Origin of the sequence: Streptomyces sp. BA2, from assembly GCF_009769735.1 — a bacterium.
Classification (GTDB): domain Bacteria; phylum Actinomycetota; class Actinomycetes; order Streptomycetales; family Streptomycetaceae; genus Streptomyces.
This window is the reverse complement of the sequence record NZ_WSRO01000002.1, coordinates 7,869,817-7,886,329: the sequence shown is the minus strand read 5'-3', so window position 1 is coordinate 7,886,329 and position 16,513 is coordinate 7,869,817. Positions and strand designations below refer to the sequence as shown.

The window sequence follows — 16,513 nt, the reverse complement described above, 5'->3', positions numbered from 1 at the left end:
GGTGATCGGGTGGGTGGGTGGGATAAAACCCACCCACCGGACAGAACGTCACTCGTACGACGTGCAGACAGCCAGCGCCGCGTCCCGTACGTCCGGGACGCCGTGACCCCGCAGGGACACGAGTACATCCCGCCACCGGCCCGCCCAGTCCGTCCGCTCGCCCAGGGCTTCCACCGCCGCCACGGCGAAGAGACCCGACGCGTGGCCGCCGTCCTCGGTGAGGATGCGGGCGACGGGCAGCAGCGGGGCCGTCTCCCCCGCTCGCTCCGAGTCGCCGAGGTACTCCCCCAGCGTGGCGGCGGTCCGCACCGCCAGCGCGGGACGCCCCTCGTGCAGCCGGGCGAGCCGAAACAGGGCCCGAGCCACCTCAGCGGGCTCCGCGTCCAGCGCGACCGCACCGGCCAGCAGCTCAGCGGCCTGCGGCACGAAATCCCCGTACCCGGCAAGAAGCTCGCCCGCGCGGAGTGCAACAGCCCGGTACGCCTCGTCGGCGTCTGCCAGCGTCTGCGCCACGTACTCGATCCGCCGCCGCGCGGGAAGATCCCGGTCCTGCGGCACAGGCGCATCGGAATCCGCCAGCGCCGCCAGCGCCCCGCACAACGCCTCTGCGCCCCGCGGCGCGGTCGCCGCCGCCGCCACGAGCCCCCGCGCGGCCACCTGCCACGTGGACCGCCGGTCGAGATCCGCGACCGCATCCGCGAGGACCGAAGCCGCGTCCGGCGACCACGGGGCCCATCGGGCGAGCGCGGCGAGCGCGAGGGCGGCCGCCTCGTCGTCGTCCGTTCCCACCACCTCGCGCACGAGGCACGCGTACCGCTCCCGGTGTCCCTCCGCCAGGTCGAGGGGCCGCACCCGCAGCACCGCCGTCCGCAGCACCGCCTCGCCCCCTGCGGCGTCCCTCAGCAGCCCCCACACCCGTTCCTCACCGAGCAGCCCGCCCGCGAAGGCGACACACGCCGCCCGTACGTCACGGTGGGCGTCCGGCGCCTCGTAGGCATCGCCGAGCAACGACGCCGCCTCGGGCGCGGGCAGCCGTACGGCGGCGAGACGCGCGGCCTCCTTGCGGCTCGTCACCTTCTTGCCGGGCCCGCACAGGACCTCCCGCAACTGTGCCGCGAGCCGGGACGGTGCGACATGACGTGACGCCTGCGTCGCCGCGTACACCGCGACCCGGGCCCGCTCACCCCCCGCGTGCGCGAGCAGCTCGGGCAGCGTGTCCCCGGGCCGCGAGGTGTGCGCGAGGGCGCCGATGGCCGCCTCCGCGAGCACGATGTCGGGTGATCCGGCCCAGCGGCGGACTAGCTCCTCCCCCGCGCCGGGAACGGCCGCGCCGCGTGCGATCGCCGCGGCGCGATCCCACTGCGGAAGACCCGCGTCACCGGCGGCCCGTTCCAACTGCCGTGCCAGCGCCTCCTGTTGACGTGGCAGCCAGCGGCGGATCTGCTGGGCGTAGGCGGGCACGGTCCAGGCCGCGCCCTTGGTCAGGAACCGCCCGTACGGCGGCGTGCCGGTCAGGAGTTGGTCGAGCAGGTCCGTGCGGCGGGCGCACAGCACGGAGCGGACCGGGGTGAGCACGCCCGTCGACGGATCCTGTGCCAGGACGCGGGCGACGCGTTCATCGCGGGTCGCGGGCGGTTCGAGCCACAGGTCGATCGCCCTCGACACCGTCGCGTTGCTGCCGAACCGGATGGCCTGCCACAGGAGTTCCTGCAGCTCCCTCATCCCAGCGGCGCGTCGGCCGACCGCCCGGGCCAGCGCGAAGGCGAGGCTGTAGTCGGCCTTCTCCGCGCCCGCCTCGATCCAGGGTCGCAGCGCATCGAAGACGTCGTGCTCCTGGCCGCGGCGCAGGGTGCGGTCGAGGCGTCCGAGGTCGGCGCCGCCGGTGTTGCCGGAGATACGGACGAGGGTGCGCAGTGCCCAGTTCACCAACTCCCGCTGCCCGCCCGCCGCGTGTTCGCGCAGTACGGCGACGGCCAGGCGGCTGAGGCCGCCGCGGGTGGCGTGCGAGGAGTCGCGGGCCGCGACGGCGTCGGCGGAGATCCGGTCGAGGAGCGGTTCGGCGTCGACTCCGAAGAGGGCGGGCCGGGTCTCGGCGAGCGCGGTCAGGGCGGCGGACCGCACCGGGTCCTGCTCGTTCGCGAGCCGGGTCATCTCCGCGAGTACGGCGGTGACTTGGGCCCTCTCGCCGGACCGTGCCGCATTGCGGACGAGCAGCGGCCACGCCTCGGCGCGGTCATCGGCGGCGGGGCGCCGGGTCGCTGCCACCAGGCGGTCGCGCACCTCGGCGCAGGGCAGGAAGGACTCGGCGAGCAGCACGGAACTCCAGTGCGCGCCCTGCTCCTTGGCCCGCCCGGCCATCCGCCGCGCCTCTTCGGCGACGGCACTGCGGGGCAGCGCGCCGAGGATGACTCCGTCGACGGTGGCGGACCCCGCGCCGCGCCCTTCTACGGCACGCGCGTGGACGGCGGCGCGCTCCGCGGGCGCGTGGGCGCGCATCAGCCGGGCGAGGTCGTCGGAGTCGTCGGCGATGGTGCGGGCGTAGGTGAGGAGTTCGGGAGCGCCCGAGCGGGCGAGCTTGTGCAGCACGGAGGACGTGAGCGCGCCACTGCGGCGCAGCGGCCACCCCCAGGTCCCGGACAGGATCGTGAGGACGCGCCCCGGTGCCGCGTCAGCCAATACACCCAGATGCGGGCGCAGTTGGACCGGGAAAGCGCTGGGAGAGAACCGTTCCAGCAGGTCGAGCACCCGCACCGGCTCCGCGTCCGTAACGGCGGCGATCCCTGCCGCGTACCGCTGCCACCACGTGTCCCGCAGCGCGTCGGGCAGCGCTGCGAGCTCGCGTACCGCGACATCGAGCAGCACACCCGCGTGCCTCTTCGCCAAGGGCCGCCACCCCCGTACGGCATGGAAGAGCCCCGGCAGCAGCCGCTGCACCACAGGGCCCGAGCAGCCGGGCAGCAGCCTGGCCGCCTCGACGTCACCCCACTGTTGCCGCAGCGGGCCGATGACGCGATCGGCAAGCGCGGTGCGGCCCTCGGCGACGATCGCCCGCAGCAACTGCCGTCGCACCGCTTCGGAAGCGTCGTCGAGCGCTGCCTCGAACGCCGTGTCCGGAACGCCATGGCTCTCCGCGGCCCGCAGCGCGTGCCCCCGCACGAAGGGGTCGGGGTCGGCGAGCCGCGCCCCGGTCCACTCGGCGTCCCTCCCGGCGCAGGCCAGCAGGATGGCGACCCCGCGCTCGTACGGGCCGCCGCTCTCCAGCTCTTCTAGGACGGACCGCAGCGCGCCGCGCCCCGCGAAGTCCCGGGCACTCTCGGCGATCTCCCGCAGCCGTCGCGGGTACGGCAGGGGGTCGAGGTCGGAGAGCAGGTAGCGGGCGGCGGTCTTGTCGGGCTGTGCCATGCGCGGATTCTGCCTGGCGGGACCGGTCGGGGGACAGCGAATTGCCGAGGCCGCGGGATTGCCGACTGCTGAGGGGCGGGGCGGCTGGATTCGAACCAGCGTGTTCCGGTTTTGGAGACCGCCGCGACTGCCTCTGCGCTACGACCCCGCCCTTGGGCAGATCATAGCCGCCGGCTACGTGAAGTTCGGGGCGGGGCACAGCGCCCCGCAAGGGGCGCGGGGAACTGCGCGACCAACCCCCACCGGCCCGCAGGTCAACGCACCGCCCAGCAAGGTCCACCAACTCGGGCGCCCCGCCAGAACCTTCACCACTCCGCCTCCCCGTAGTCCTTGAGGAACACCCCCGAGACCGGCGCACCCGCCTCGCCCCGCACGATGGGGTCGTAGATCCGGGCCGCGCCGTCCACCACGTCGAGGGGCGTGCGGAAGCCCGCGTCGGCGATGCGGTCCTTCTTCGGGGCGGGGTTCTCGTCGGTGATCCAGCCGGTGTCGACGGCGCACATGTGCACGCCCCGCTCGGCGAGTTCGGCCGCGCTGGTGCGCGTGAGCATGTTCAGGGCGGCCTTGGCCATGTTCGTGTGCGGATGCCCGGCCGTCTTGTTGCGGACCGCGAAGCGCCCCTCGACCGCCGTGACGTTGACGATGTACGTGCGGGGGCGCGGCGATGCGAGCAGCAGCGGCAGCAACCGGTCGCAGAGCAGCGCCGGGGCGAGCGCGTTGACCAGCTGGGTCTCCAGGACCTCGGCGGGGTCGAGGTCGCCGAGCCTGGCGGACCAGGAGTTCTCCGGCGATGGATCGCGCAGCAGGCCCGCCTCGTCGGCCGCGTGCAGGGCAGCGGCCTCGGGCAGGACGGCCTCGCCCAGGACGGCCTTGCGCAGGACGAGACCGAGCGCGCCCCGCGTCGCGATGGTGCCCGCGGCCGCCCCCATCGGCCGGAACCCGGGCGCGCCACGGGCCCCGGCGGGCAGCCGCGCCGACTCCCCCGCCGCCAGGGCCGCGTACGACTCGGGCGGCCGGCGGACCGTCTGCGCCGCGTTGTTGACCAGGATGTCCAGCGGCTCACCCTCTCGGCGCAACTCATCGCACAGGCCGATGACTTGGCGTGGGTCCCGCAGGTCGACGGCGAGCACGGTGAGCCGGTCGAGCCACTTCTCGCTGCCGGGCACAGCGCGGAAGCGCCGCTCCGTGTCATGCGGGAAGCGGCTGGTGACCAGGAGTTCGGCGCCGTCGCGCAGCATCATCAGGGCCAGCTGGAAGCCGATCTTCACGCGACCCCCGGTGAGCAGCGCACGGCGCCCGCTCAGATCCGTGGCCAGCGCGCGCCGCGCACGGTTGTCGCCCGCGCAGTCGGGACAGAGCCGGTGGTAGAAGGAGTCGACCTGTCGATACGACGCCTTGCAGACATAGCAGGGCCGGGGCCGCCGGAAGACCCCGGCGGGGCCCGTCGAGGCCTCGCCGACCAGCGGCGCGTCCTCACGGCGGTCGTCGGCCCCGGTGGCGGTGGCGGCCATCACCGCCGCGTCGGCGGCGGAGAGTTCGGCCCCGCGCGCCTTGCGCCTGCGCAGCCGTCCGTCGCGGGCGAAGGACGCGGCGACCTGCTCGGCCCGCAGCCGCACCGGGTCGTCGACCGGAAGCTCGCGGAGCCTGCCGACCACGTCGTGGAAGACCGCGAGGTCCGCCTCGCCGATCACCTCGCTGATCACCTCGCTGATCCCGCCGCTCTCACTCATCCGTCCCGCCCCGCCCGTTCCGCCGGATCGTGGTCCCGGCCGGATCCGGACCAGCGTATCCGCGTAACCACACAAGGCCCGCCGTGCTGAACGGATTTACGGCCGCCCGCCCCGGTGCAACGGTGGGCAGCGGGGGTGGAACCCATGCCACAGATGGCACAGACCCATGAGTGGATGTTCTACGAGGTCATGTGGCGCGGCTGGGCGGGACGGGCCGAGGTGCCCTATCCCGTTCCGTGGTGGGCGCAGGCGGCCTTCCGGCGCTGGAACGACGACTTCGACTCAGGAACGTACGAAACCAAGGAGGCCGCCTTCGCCTCCAATGCCCTGTACCGCTACTGGCACATGGTGGGCGTCAAGGACCACCGTCAGGAGTCCCTGATCGGACAGGCGGGCGAGATCGAGCCGGTCTACGACAAGTACTGCCTGTCCTTCTTCCTCTACTCGCCGTCGACCGGCGCCGTCCACCTGCCGCAGCTGACGGACGCGGGGACCCTCGGCCAGCGCATGGAGGCACCCCATCTGCCAGTGGTCCTGACGACGTTCCGCACCGCTGACGGCACCGAGTTCGTGCAGCGGACCTTCGGGACGGCCGTCGGAGCCCGGCAGCGGGACCTCGTCGTGACCCGCCTGACCGTGGGCAGCGCGACCGGGCAGCCGCGCGACGGCTGGCTGTGCGCGGCCGTCATGCCCGCGGGGCCGAGCGGCTTCCAGCGGCACGACCGCAACGGCCGCCAGATCACCGACCGGCGCCTGACGTTCCTGCGCCATCTGTCCGACGAGGGGCGGGTGGAGACCAACACCGGCTGGGGTCCGGTGTTCGACACGGCTCCCGAGCAGTACGGCGCGTACGGCAACCCGGACTTCACGAACGACCCGGACTCCTATCTGACCCGCAACCCGTTCCACGACCTCGTCACGGGCGGCAAGCTGAACGGCGCCCTCCAGGCGCAGGACCAGATCGCGGGTCTGTGCAGCGCGGCGTTCGCCTGGCCCTACCGGGTAGCGGACGACGAGCTGTTCGAGCTCGACGTACGGCTTCCTGTCGACCTCTACAGCGGGGCGGCCGACCTGGCGGAGATCAAGGCCACTCCTGCCGCGGAACTTGAGGAGGCCAACCGTGTGTTCTGGACGGGCAAGCTGATCGAGCAGGGCGTGCAGCCCCAACTGCCGCAGCCTGTCGCGCATTTGGCCGACCAGTTCCGTCAGTGCCGTTCGCAGCTCCTGATCCTCTCCGACCACGGCGAGATCCATCCGGGCCCGACGGTGTACGACTCCTTCTGGATCCGTGACTCCTCCGTCGAGGCCACGGCGTGCTCACTGGTCGGCGACGCGGCCCTGGCCGAGCGCCAGTTGGGCACGCACTACCCGCTGAAGTTCAACCGCGGCTCGGGCCGCGTCGGGCCGTGCGCCGAGTACGGCTTCTACGGCGGGCCGCACGAGAAGGACGACCGCGAGTGGGACAGCAACGGCCAGGCGCTGTGGGCGATCGGCCGCTTCGACCGGACCCACGGCCGGTCCACCGCGTTCGGCGCGAAGCTCTACACGCCGTACGTCATCGACGCCGCCCGGTGGCTGCGGGACAACCGCGACCAGTACGGCCTGCTGCACAGCGGCTGGAGCGCCGAGCATCTCGGAGAGCGCGACAAGCCGCACTACTGGGACGACCTGTGGGGCATCGCCGGTCTCTACGAGGCCGCGCGGCTCGCGGAGCGGCTCGGCTCCCCCGACGTACCCGAACTCTGGGGTGCCTTCGACGACTTGAAGCGGGCCACGGCGGCCTCGGTGCGCTGGGTCCTGGAGGAGCAGCGCAGGCGCGGCGCCTGGGAGACGTACATCCCGACCGGCCCCGCCGACGTCGGCAGGCTCGACTCGACGATGATCGGCACGGCGGCTTTCTTCCACCCGCTGCGGCTGCACATGGGCAGCAAGCTGGGCGAGGACATCGACCGGGCGGCCCGCTGGACGCTCGACACGATGTACGAGCACTTCGTGACCGGCGGCTACCGGCACGAGGCGGCCTGGAACACCTACGGCCCCTACCTCACGACCCAGTTGGCGCACGCCTATCTGCTGGTCGGCGACACCGAGCGGATGGACGCGCTGCTCGGCTGGATCGTGGGCGCGTCGCTGCCGCGGACCGAGGAGCGGGCGGTGGCGCTCGGCGCGTGGAACGAGCAGCACGCCTTCCCGATCGCCTCCGACTACCGCGAAGTCCCCTCCCGCCCTTGGTACATGGGGGACATCCCGCACGGCTGGGCGGCTGCGGAGTATCTGCTCCTGATCCGCGACATCCTCTTCTTCGAGGCGGACGAGGACCGCGACCCGCACCTCTACATCGCTCCGGGCATTCGCCCCCACTGGGTGCCGGACGGCGCGACGGTGGCCGTCGACGACGCCCCGAACCTGTTCGGCACGCCTTTCGGCTACCGGCTCACCCATGACGCGGGCGGGCGGAAGGTGACCGTGGACATCACGCGGGCGCCGGAGCGGGTGCGGTACGTCTATCCGTGCCGGTTCGGCCCGGTGCGGGCGGCGACGGCGGACGGCCGCGACCTGACGGTGACGGGGGACGACGTGCACATTCCGGCGGGGACGAGGAGGTTCACGGTCACCTACGCCTGAGGAGAGCGCGAGGGTTCACGTGCGTCTGAGGCTGAGCCGCTCCTTCTCCGAGAGGCCGCCCCAGACGCCGAACCGCTCGTCGTGGGCCAGGGCGTACTCGAGACACGCGGGGCGCATCTCGCAGAGCTGGCAGATGTACTTCGCCTCGCGCACCGAGCTGCCCGGTTCGGGGAAGAAGAACTCGGATCCTGTCTGGGCGCACAGGGCCTGCTCCTGCCAGGCGAGTTCAGGCTCGGCTGTCATGTCGATCTGCATGCCGTCGATGCTGGCAGGGCGCCCGAAACAAGGGATCAACGAACGATCAACGCCGTGACGTGCCTTGTTTCAGGCTTCTTCTGCTTACCCGTGAGGAACGTGGCGAAACGTCCGCGGACAACTCTCAGCTCTCAGCTGGTGGCTGTCAGCTCTCAGCCCGTGCTCGGCGCCTCCGGCTGCATCAGCGCGAACCGTGCTCCGGAGGGGTCGGCGAGCTTGGCGAAGCTGCCGACGCCCGCGAGGTCCATGCGCCCCACGCGCACCGTGCCCCCGGACGGCTCGACCTTGGCGAGGACGGCGTCGATGTCGGTCACCTGGAAGTACGGAGTCCAGTACGGCCCGGCCTCGGCTTCCTCCGGGGCGTCGGACAGCGGCCACAGGCCGGCGAACATGTCGTTCTCGGTGCCGCCCGCGGGGTGCACCATCGTGTACGAACCGCCCTCGAAGGCCTGGGTCGTGGAGCCCCAGCCGAACACGGAGCCGTAGAACTCCTGGGCCGCCTTGATGTCCGGGGTGTAGAGCTCCATCCAGCACATGCTGTTCGGTGCGTCGACCAGGTCGAGGCCCTTGTTCGTGCCCGGCTGCCATACGGCGAAGCCCACGCCCTGGGCGTCGCTCAGGACCGCCATGCGGCCGAGGTCGCCGACGTCCATGGCCTCGTACACCGTGCTGCCGCCGGCCTGCTCGACCGCCTTGACCGTCGCGTCGGCGTCCGTCGTCTTGAAGTAGACCGTCCAGGCCGGAGGTGCCTGGTCGGCGGGGACGGTCATGGCACCGGCCACGGTTTTGCCGTCCGCCTGATACATGCCGTATCCACCGAATTCCGCGCCGCCCGACTGGAACTCCCATCCGAAGAGGGCGCGGTAGAAGGCACGGGCGCCTTCCAGATCCGGGGTGCCGAGGTCGACCCACGTCGGGGCGCCCGTGACATAACGGGTATTGAGCATGATCGACTCCTTTGTCGTATCTCTCTTCCGTCCCCCTGAGTCTGACACCCGGCACTGACAGTGCGCGTGTGCTGCCATCTTGTGAAGGAAACAAGATTCTGAGAGCGCTCTCAGTCACAACTCTTGACGGCCGAATTGGCCGACGCGACAGTGGTCGCACCACACGGCCGCCACCCCCCACGGCCGCATGACATCCCCCCACACACATCCCGGGAGACCTTCCGTGATTTCGCGTCGAGTGTTCCTGTCCACTGCCGCCGGTGCTGCCGGAGCCCTCACCTATCCCGTCTGGGGAAGCGCCCTCAGCCCCGGCGCCAAGGCGGCGCCCGCGACCTGTGAACTCGCCCTCCAGAACAAGTCGTTGCCCGGCGAAGTGCGGGCCTACGTCACCGGACACGAGCAGGGCACCGACCGCTGGGTCCTGCTGAAGCCGGACGGGGGTGTCTACCGCCCCGATTCGCCGTCGGCCCCGCAGACGCCGCTGCCGGTCGACTGCGCGATCCCGCTCGGCGCCGCGGGATCGGCGCCCAAGGTCCTGACGCTGCCTCAAATGTTCGGCGCCCGCGTCTACTTCGTACGGGACGACAAGCTGGACTTCTTCCTCAACCCAGGTCCTTCGCTGGTCGAGCCCGCCTTCGCGACCAAGGAGGACCCCAACTACGGGCGCACCTGGTCGTTCTGCGAATTCACCTTCAACAGCACGCAGTTGTACGCCAACATCAGCTACGTGGACCTCGTCACGGCCCTGCCCATCGGCCTGACCCTGGAGGGGGACGCCACGCACACGGTGGCCCCGCTGCCGGACGGCGCCGTCGACAAGATAGCCGCCGACCTCGTCGCCCAGGAGGAGAAGGACGGTCAGCCCTGGGGCGATCTGGTGATCCGCGGGGACGGCGGTGACGTACTCCGGGTCATCTCGCCGCAGAATCTCATGGCCCCGTACTTCGACCGCCCCGATGAGATGCCGTTCCGGGACGTGTGGAACAGCTACATCGACGAGACGTGGGAGAAGTACCGCGGCACCGACCTCAAGATCGATCTACAGGGCGGCCGGGGCGTGTTCACGGGGCGGGTGAGCGGCGACACGCTGACGTTCAACGGCGGGCACACGTTCCCGAAGCCGACGTCGAAGGACATCTTCACCTGCAACCACGGTCCCTTCACCAACAACCCCGGGGACTCCGACGACAAGAAGGGCCTGCTCGCGCGGCTCGCGGCCGGTTTCAACCGGAGCATCATGCTGACGCACGCGGAACAGCCGAACGGTGCGGGCGCCGGGGACTACTACAAGGGTGACGTGACCAACCACTGGGCCCGTGTGGTGCACGCGAACTCGCCCATCGGTTACGCGTTTCCGTACGACGACGTCCGGCCTGACGGAGAGCCTGACGTGTCCGGTGCGGCACACGACGGAAACCCGCGCCGTTTCACGGTGAGCGTCGGCTCCTGACGCCGACGGCCCCGAGCGGGCCCCCGCACACGTACGCCGCCCCGTCGCGCGCTGGTCGCGACGGGGCGGCGTGCCGTACGGCAGGCCTCGCCCGCCGGTCCGGAGGCTTACTTGCAGTTGTTGTTGGCGGCCGGGTTGAGGAGGCCGACGACGTTCAGGGAGTTGCCGCACGCGTTGATCGGGACGTCGAGGGGGACCTGGAGGACGTTGCCGCTGATGATGCCCGGCGAGTTCTGAGCCGCGCCCACGGCGGAGGCGCCGGGGCCGTCGTCGGCGGCGACGGCGGAACCGGCCCCGCCGATGACGGTGACCGCGGCGAACGCCGCTGCTGCCAGGATCGCGCACTTGCGCATGGTGTTACCTCCGGATGAGTGGAAGTGCTGGGACGAGCCTCACCCGGCGGCAGTACGACAAAAACGCGAGTGGACCGTGCGGGGGAACGAGGACACCCGTTCGTGGGACGAGGGAGGCCCTGGGCCCCGGGCGGCGCGGCGGGGCGGGGTCCGGGAGCGGGCCCCTGGGACGGCGGGGACCTCGGCCCACGGGAAAGAGGAAGGGGCCGGAGCGGGAGCACCGGGACGGCGGGACGGCACGCCGGAGCCGTCCTGAGGACGCGACGCGCTGCCTGCCACAGCCGCCCGCAGCTAGCTGAGCCCGCCCGCCCCGGCCCTGCCCAGCAGGATGCCCCCCCAGCGGTCCGGGCCGACAGCCCAGCGCGACCGACGGGCCACCGAGCCGACGAGCCGACGGGCCGCCGAGGGTTGAGTCGCCCGCAGCACGACACCCCGCCCGCAGCGCACAACACACCCGCCCGCCACAACCACCCGCAAGGCACGCCGCCAGTCGCCAGCTGGGTTCGCCCACCCCGGCCCTGCCCAGCAAGGCGGCCCCCAGCGGTCCGGGCCGACAGCCCGGCGCGACCGACGGGCCGCCGAACCGCCGAGGGTTGAGTCGCCTACGCCGACCCCCTCCGCACCAGCTCCGTCGGCAGGACCACGCTCTCCGTCGGCAGCTCGCCGCGTGCCAGGAGCATCCGGGCCATCAGGCGGCCCATCTCCTCGATGTCCTGGCGCACCGTCGTCAGCGGTGGGTCCACCTGTTCGGCCACCGCCAGCATGTCGTCGAAGCCCACCACCGCGACGTCCTCCGGCACCCGCTTCCCCCGCTCCCGGAGCACCCGGAGCGCACCCGACGCCGTCAGGTCGTTGGCGGCGAAGACCGCGTCCACGTCAGGGACGCGGTCCAGGAGTTCGCGCATCGCCCGCTCGCCGCCCGCCGGGGTGAAGTCTCCCTGCGCGACGAACCTGTCCCCCGCCTCCGGCAGGACGTCGCGGAAGCCGTCGAGGCGGTCCACCGCCGACGTCTGGTCGAGCGCGCCGGTGATGTGTGCGATGCGGGTGCGGCCCAGCGAGAGGAGGTGACGGACGGCGTCCCTCGCGCCGCCGCGGTTGTCGCAGTCGACGTACGGAGACGTCACCGTCCCCTCCGGCCACCCCGGGCGGCCGCCGAACACCGTCGGCACCCCCGCGCCCTGGATGATGCCGGGCAGCGGATCGTCCAGGTGCAGGGAGAAGACGAGGGCGCCGTCCACATGGCCGCCCGCCAGATAGCGGCCGACCCGCTCATGGTCGTCCCTTCCCTCCGTGAGCAGCAGCACCAACTGGACGTCCCGTGACGTCAACTCCTTGCTGATTCCCCGTAGTTGCAGGGCGAAGAACGGGTCGGCGAAGACCCGTGTCTCCGGCTCGGCGATCACCACGGCGACCGCGTCGTGGCGGCGGGTCACCAGACTGCGGGCGGCGCGGTTCGGCACGTAGCCGAGCTCTTCGACCGCCTGCCTGACCTTCTCGGCGAGCACCTCGCGTACGCCCGCGTCGCCGTTGACGACGCGGGACACCGTGGCCCGTGAGACTCCGGCCCGTGCGGCCACGGCCTCCAGGGTGGGGCGCGGGGCGGCGCTCGGCGGCTCGGTCACGTGGGCTCCTCGGGGGCAGCTGGCTGGTGTGCGCCGGTCAGGATACGACCGGCGGGCGGGAGCGGGAGATACCCCCCACCCGCGTCACCTCCGCGCGTCCGCCCTGATCAGCTCGGCAGCCTTCTCCGCGAGCGCCACCGTGGGGGCGTGCGTGTGGCCGCGCGTGATCCGCGGCATGACCGAGGCGTCCACCACCCGCAGCGCCGTCACTCCCCGCACCCGCAGCGCCGGATCGGTGACGGAGGCCTCGTCGCTGCCCATCCGGCAGGTGCCGACCGGGTGGTAGAGCGTCTCGGACGCCCCGCGGATCGTCCGGGCGAGCGTCGCGTCGTCGACCGTGCCCGGATGCGGCGCCAGGGGCCCCGATGTGTACGGGGCGAGGGCGCGCCCCGCGAGGAGTTCCTCCGCGCGACGCACTCCGGCGACAAGCGTGCGGATGTCGGCCTCCGCCGTCAGATAACCGGGGTCGATGAGGGGTGCGGAGCCGACTCCCGGGCCCCTCGGCTTGATCCGGCCCTCGCTCTCCGGCTGGAGCAGCACCACGCCGATCGTGATGCCGTGTTCGACCGGCGGGGTCAGCCCGTGATTGATGAAGGGAACGGGGGCGAAGACCAACTCGATGTCGGGCGCCGCCAGTTCGGGCCTCGTCTTGATGAAGGCCACGGCCTCGCCGACGTTCGACGTGAGCGGGCCGCGCCCGCCGAGCAGGAAGCGGCCGACGTTGGCGAGTGAGTCCGCGCCGGTCAGCGTGACGGGCTCCGGGCAGCGCATGGTGACCGCGTAGGCGAGATGGTCCTGGAGGTGGCGGCCCACGCCCGGGGACTCGATACGTGGTTCGATGCCCACCTTCGCGAGGTCGGCCGGATCGCCGACGCCGGAGGCCTGAAGGAGCTGCGGCGAGCCGATGGAGCCCGCGCTGAGGAGCACCTCGCGGCGCGCGATCAGCTTCCCGGGGACCCCGTCGGCGATGACGCCGGCCACGCGCGTCCCGTCGAACTCCAGCCTGCGGACCCGCGCGTCGGTCAGGACGTCCAGATTGCGGCGCCGCCTGGCCGGTTTCAGATAGCCGTCGGCGGCGCTCCACCGGCGCCCGCGGCGCTGGTTGACCGGAGTGAGCGCGAAGCCGCTGTGGTCGGGCTCGTTCAGTTCCGTCAGCTCGCGCAGGCCCGCCTCGCGGCAGGCGTCGAGGAACGCGCCGGTGGTCGGGTTGAGGGCACGCGGCGGAGATATCCAGAGCGGCCCTTCACTTCCGTACACGCTGCCCGCGCCCGCACCGCCGGGCCGCCCGCCGGCCCCGCCCGTCCACCGCTCCGCGCGCCGGAAGTACGGTTCGAGCGCGTCGTAGGACCACTCGGGCCCCGCGGCCTCGCCCCAGGCGTCGTAGTCGTCGCGGTGGCCTCGCACCCACATCATGGCGTTCATCGAGGACGACCCGCCCAGCATGTGGCCGCGCGGCCAGTACAGCTCGCGGCCGTCGAGCGCGGACTGCTTCGCGGTGGAGTAGTCCCAGTCGTAGGGGGTCTTGAACAGCTTCGGGAAGGCCGCCGGGATACGGATCTCAGTCTTGCGGTCGCGTGGCCCCGACTCGACGAGCGCCACCCGCACCTTGGGGTCCTCGGAGAGCCGTGCGGCGAGAACACATCCCGCGGATCCGGCACCGACGATGACGTAGTCGTACACGCTGTCCTTGCTCAACTCGACTCCCTTGAATGGCAGTACACGAGGTAGGGGCACAGGGGACGTTCGGGTGTGGCGCATGGATGAGGCGTACAAGGAGTACACCCATCGTGGACCTCTGGGTAAAGGGATGGCGCGCGGATCGGCCTGTCCTACACGATCTCCACATGACGACCAGAAAGGGCGACCCCGAGCACAGCACCCGGCCGGCCTCGCAGCGCGCTCGAACGGGCCCTCGGCCCGGCCCGCAGGAGACGCCGCTCACCCCGTACGCACGGCTGCCCCGCCGCTTTCACGACCGCCACATCGCGCACAGCACCGTCGACGCCTTCGGGCAGGCCCACTGGCTGCTCACCGCGCGCGAACCGGGCCCCGGGCGTGGCGCGATGAAGCCGTACGACGCGGTGGTCGTCACCGTCGACGCCGACGGCCGCGACCACACCACGGAACTCAGCGCGGTGCGAGCACGCTTCCCGCAGGTCGATGCGCTGCCCGACGGTGGTTTCGTCGTGGCGGACGCGCGCAGCCGCAAGTCCGAGCAGCACGTGCAGATCTTCGACGCGCTCGGGCGTGAGTCATGGGCCTTCCGCGCCGGGGACGCCGTCGAGCATCTCCTGGCCGACCGGGCGGGCCGGTTGTGGGTCGGCTACTTCGACGAAGGGGTGTTCGGCGACGACGAGCTCAGCCATCCGGGCCTCCGGTGCTGGAACGCGAACGGCGAACCGCTGTGGGTGTACGAGGCGTCGAAGGGCACGAGCGAGATCTACGACTGCTACGCCCTCAACGTGACCGACGAAGCCGTCTGGGTCTGCGCCTACGGTGACTTCTCCCTCCTGGAGGTCCGCCCGGGTCGCGCGGTCCGGCAGCGCGCGAACGACCTGGCCGGGGCCCGTGCGCTGGCCGTGCACAAGGGTCGGGCGACCTTCTTCGGCGGATACGGCGACGAGCACGACCGGCTCGTGGACGCCGAGCTCCGGCACGAGGAGGTCCGGCCGTACGCCTCCGGACGGCTCGTCGGACCCGGCGGAGAGCGCCTCGGACCGCGCAGGGCCGTCAGCCGTGGCCCGCGGATCTACGTACAGGAGGATCCGCGCACGGCGTGGACCGTCCTCGACATCAGCACGTGCGGCGCGTGACGCGCCCTCGCCGGATGTCGCCGGTCAGCCGGCCCCGTACGCAAGGCGCTCATCGACCGCCGCCGAACGGGCCGAGCTGCTCCCGACCTCATCGAAGCCATGCGCGACCTCTAGCCGTGATCGTGCCCGGACGCCCCTGACTTGGGCTCACCGGACTTCTTCGCGCTCCCGGCGGCATGATGCGGCTCGTAGTCCGGGATCGTTCCGTCCGCCTTCTTCACCAGGAAGAGGCCCGCCATCCCCATGTCGGAGTGGCTCTGCACATGGCAGTGGTACATCCAGGCGCCCGCCCCCACCCCCTCCCCCGCGATGACCTGGAAGCCGAACGAGTCCCCCGGCCCGGTGATCTTGTCGTCGAGGACCTGGCTCGGGTCGTCGGGGCCGGTGAGCAGGCCGGTGCGGTTGTCCGCCCAGCGGTGACCGTGGACGTGGAACGTGTGGTAGTACTCGCCGTGCGTGATCGAGACGAACTCGACCCGATCACCCACCGTGGCCTCGAAGTTGGGGCTGTCGTGACCCGCCTTGTTGTTGATCGTCATGTCGTTGAAAACGATCGTGAACGTCTTGTCCGGCAGCAGGTCGCCCTTGCGGCGCACGATCAGCGCGCCGTAGAGCCCTTTGCGTACGCCGCCCGTCCCGTGGTCGGTGCCGACGACGTGGTCGTGGTAGTGCCAGTAGCCCGCGGTGCCGGGGCGCCAGGTGCCGTCCTTGCGGCGGCCCGGCGCGTGCGTGCGCCAGGTGTACGTCCGTTTGCCGCCCGGCTCGACGTGGCTCGTGGTGTGTCTGGTGCCGTCGCTGGATATCTCGTAGTCCATGCCGTGGACGTGCAGGCTGGCGTCGACGTCCATGGTGTTCTCGAACTCGATGTGCAGGGTGTCGCCCTCGTTCAGCTCGATGAGGGGGCCGGGGATGGACGCCTTGCCCTTCTCCAGGCCGTAGCCCATCTGCCCGTCCGGCAGCTTCTCGGCGTACATCTTGATGCGGCGCACCTCGCCGCCCGCGGGAGCGGTTTTCGGCCCTTCGGCCGTGCTCGCCTCGGGCGCGGCGGCGAGCGACAACGATGTCACCCCGGCCGTCGCGGCCACGCCGCCCACGAGCATCCGCCGGTTGAAGCTCCGTCGGTCCATGCCGAACTCCCCACTGCGGTACGGAGACTGACGGGGCGCAGGTGGCCCCCGAGACGGCCACACGGTATCGGGGGGATCTTCGTTTATCCACATGCAGGACAAAGTTCGCGGGATTCCGGTCGTATCTCTTGGCGAGTGGCAAAAAGAGGTCTAGCTTCATCCGCGCCTGTTGCTGTGACCGACGAGGGG

11 protein-coding genes and 1 tRNA gene are annotated in these 16,513 nt (G+C 71.8%); 3 read left to right on the top strand and 9 right to left on the bottom strand.

The genetic code is table 11. From position 1 onward, the window contains the following. Positions 1 to 48: 48 nt before the first annotated feature. From E5671_RS37995 to E5671_RS37985, 3 genes are all read right to left on the bottom strand, one after another. Entirely contained in the window at positions 49 to 3,402 is a 3,354-nt protein-coding gene (locus E5671_RS37995; protein WP_160508639.1) for a hypothetical protein, read from the bottom strand. A gap of 74 nt (positions 3,403 to 3,476) precedes the next feature. After that, positions 3,477 to 3,552: transfer RNA gene (locus E5671_RS37990), tRNA-Trp, on the bottom strand. Between the two features lie 155 nt (positions 3,553 to 3,707). Then, on the bottom strand, positions 3,708 to 5,132 hold the full coding sequence (locus tag E5671_RS37985; RefSeq protein ID WP_160508637.1) for an SDR family NAD(P)-dependent oxidoreductase: 1,425 nt from the start codon (positions 5,130 to 5,132) through the stop codon (positions 3,708 to 3,710). Positions 5,133 to 5,276: 144 nt separating this feature from the next. On the opposite strand from E5671_RS37985, the gene E5671_RS37980 reads away from it, so the two are divergent. Further along, positions 5,277 to 7,757: a hypothetical protein gene (locus E5671_RS37980; protein WP_160508636.1), complete on the top strand. Its 2,481-nt coding sequence runs from the start codon at positions 5,277 to 5,279 to the stop codon at positions 7,755 to 7,757. A 15-nt stretch (positions 7,758 to 7,772) separates the two neighbouring features. Here E5671_RS37980 and E5671_RS37975 read toward each other — a convergent pair whose 3' ends face one another. Both E5671_RS37975 and E5671_RS37970 read right to left on the bottom strand, forming a co-directional pair. After that, positions 7,773 to 8,012, bottom strand: a complete 240-nt coding sequence (locus E5671_RS37975) for a WhiB family transcriptional regulator (protein ID WP_160508634.1) — start codon at positions 8,010 to 8,012, stop codon at positions 7,773 to 7,775. A 152-nt stretch (positions 8,013 to 8,164) separates the two neighbouring features. Then, positions 8,165 to 8,959, bottom strand: a complete 795-nt coding sequence (locus tag E5671_RS37970) for a VOC family protein (protein WP_160508632.1) — start codon at positions 8,957 to 8,959, stop codon at positions 8,165 to 8,167. 223 nt (positions 8,960 to 9,182) lie between these two features. On the opposite strand from E5671_RS37970, the gene E5671_RS37965 reads away from it, so the two are divergent. Continuing rightward, a complete protein-coding gene (locus E5671_RS37965; protein WP_160508631.1) occupies positions 9,183 to 10,409 on the top strand; it encodes a beta-1,3-glucanase family protein in 1,227 nt (408 codons plus the stop codon). A 107-nt stretch (positions 10,410 to 10,516) separates the two neighbouring features. Here E5671_RS37965 and E5671_RS37960 read toward each other — a convergent pair whose 3' ends face one another. The 3 genes from E5671_RS37960 to E5671_RS37950 form a co-directional block, all read right to left on the bottom strand. Beyond that, positions 10,517 to 10,762 (bottom strand): chaplin, encoded by a 246-nt coding sequence (locus E5671_RS37960; RefSeq protein ID WP_160508629.1) that lies wholly within the window; start codon positions 10,760 to 10,762, stop codon positions 10,517 to 10,519. 602 nt (positions 10,763 to 11,364) lie between these two features. Continuing rightward, a complete protein-coding gene (locus tag E5671_RS37955; protein ID WP_160508627.1) occupies positions 11,365 to 12,384 on the bottom strand; it encodes a substrate-binding domain-containing protein in 1,020 nt (339 codons plus the stop codon). Between the two features lie 84 nt (positions 12,385 to 12,468). Beyond that, positions 12,469 to 14,079, bottom strand: coding sequence for a GMC family oxidoreductase (locus E5671_RS37950; protein ID WP_237330326.1), 1,611 nt, complete (start codon positions 14,077 to 14,079; stop codon positions 12,469 to 12,471). A 149-nt stretch (positions 14,080 to 14,228) separates the two neighbouring features. Between E5671_RS37950 and E5671_RS37945 the strand changes: the two genes are divergently transcribed. Continuing rightward, positions 14,229 to 15,197: a hypothetical protein gene (locus E5671_RS37945; RefSeq protein ID WP_237330325.1), complete on the top strand. Its 969-nt coding sequence runs from the start codon at positions 14,229 to 14,231 to the stop codon at positions 15,195 to 15,197. Positions 15,198 to 15,307: 110 nt separating this feature from the next. On the opposite strand, the gene E5671_RS37940 is transcribed toward E5671_RS37945, so the two are convergent. Next, on the bottom strand, positions 15,308 to 16,324 hold the full coding sequence (locus tag E5671_RS37940; protein ID WP_160508623.1) for a multicopper oxidase domain-containing protein: 1,017 nt from the start codon (positions 16,322 to 16,324) through the stop codon (positions 15,308 to 15,310). Positions 16,325 to 16,513 lie beyond the last annotated feature (189 nt).

Excerpts from the sequence above, each read along its gene's own strand:
- E5671_RS37995 (WP_160508639.1), bottom strand. The coding sequence starts at position 3,402 with ATGGCACAGCCCGACAAGACCGCCGCCCGCTACCTGCTCTCCGACCTC.
- E5671_RS37985 (WP_160508637.1), bottom strand. The coding sequence starts at position 5,132 with ATGAGTGAGAGCGGCGGGATCAGCGAGGTGATCAGCGAGGTGATCGGC.
- E5671_RS37980 (WP_160508636.1), top strand. The coding sequence starts at position 5,277 with ATGCCACAGATGGCACAGACCCATGAGTGGATGTTCTACGAGGTCATG.
- E5671_RS37975 (WP_160508634.1), bottom strand. The coding sequence starts at position 8,012 with ATGCAGATCGACATGACAGCCGAGCCTGAACTCGCCTGGCAGGAGCAG.
- E5671_RS37970 (WP_160508632.1), bottom strand. The coding sequence starts at position 8,959 with ATGCTCAATACCCGTTATGTCACGGGCGCCCCGACGTGGGTCGACCTC.
- E5671_RS37960 (WP_160508629.1), bottom strand. The coding sequence starts at position 10,762 with ATGCGCAAGTGCGCGATCCTGGCAGCAGCGGCGTTCGCCGCGGTCACC.
- E5671_RS37945 (WP_237330325.1), top strand. The coding sequence starts at position 14,229 with ATGACGACCAGAAAGGGCGACCCCGAGCACAGCACCCGGCCGGCCTCG.
- E5671_RS37940 (WP_160508623.1), bottom strand. The coding sequence starts at position 16,324 with ATGGACCGACGGAGCTTCAACCGGCGGATGCTCGTGGGCGGCGTGGCC.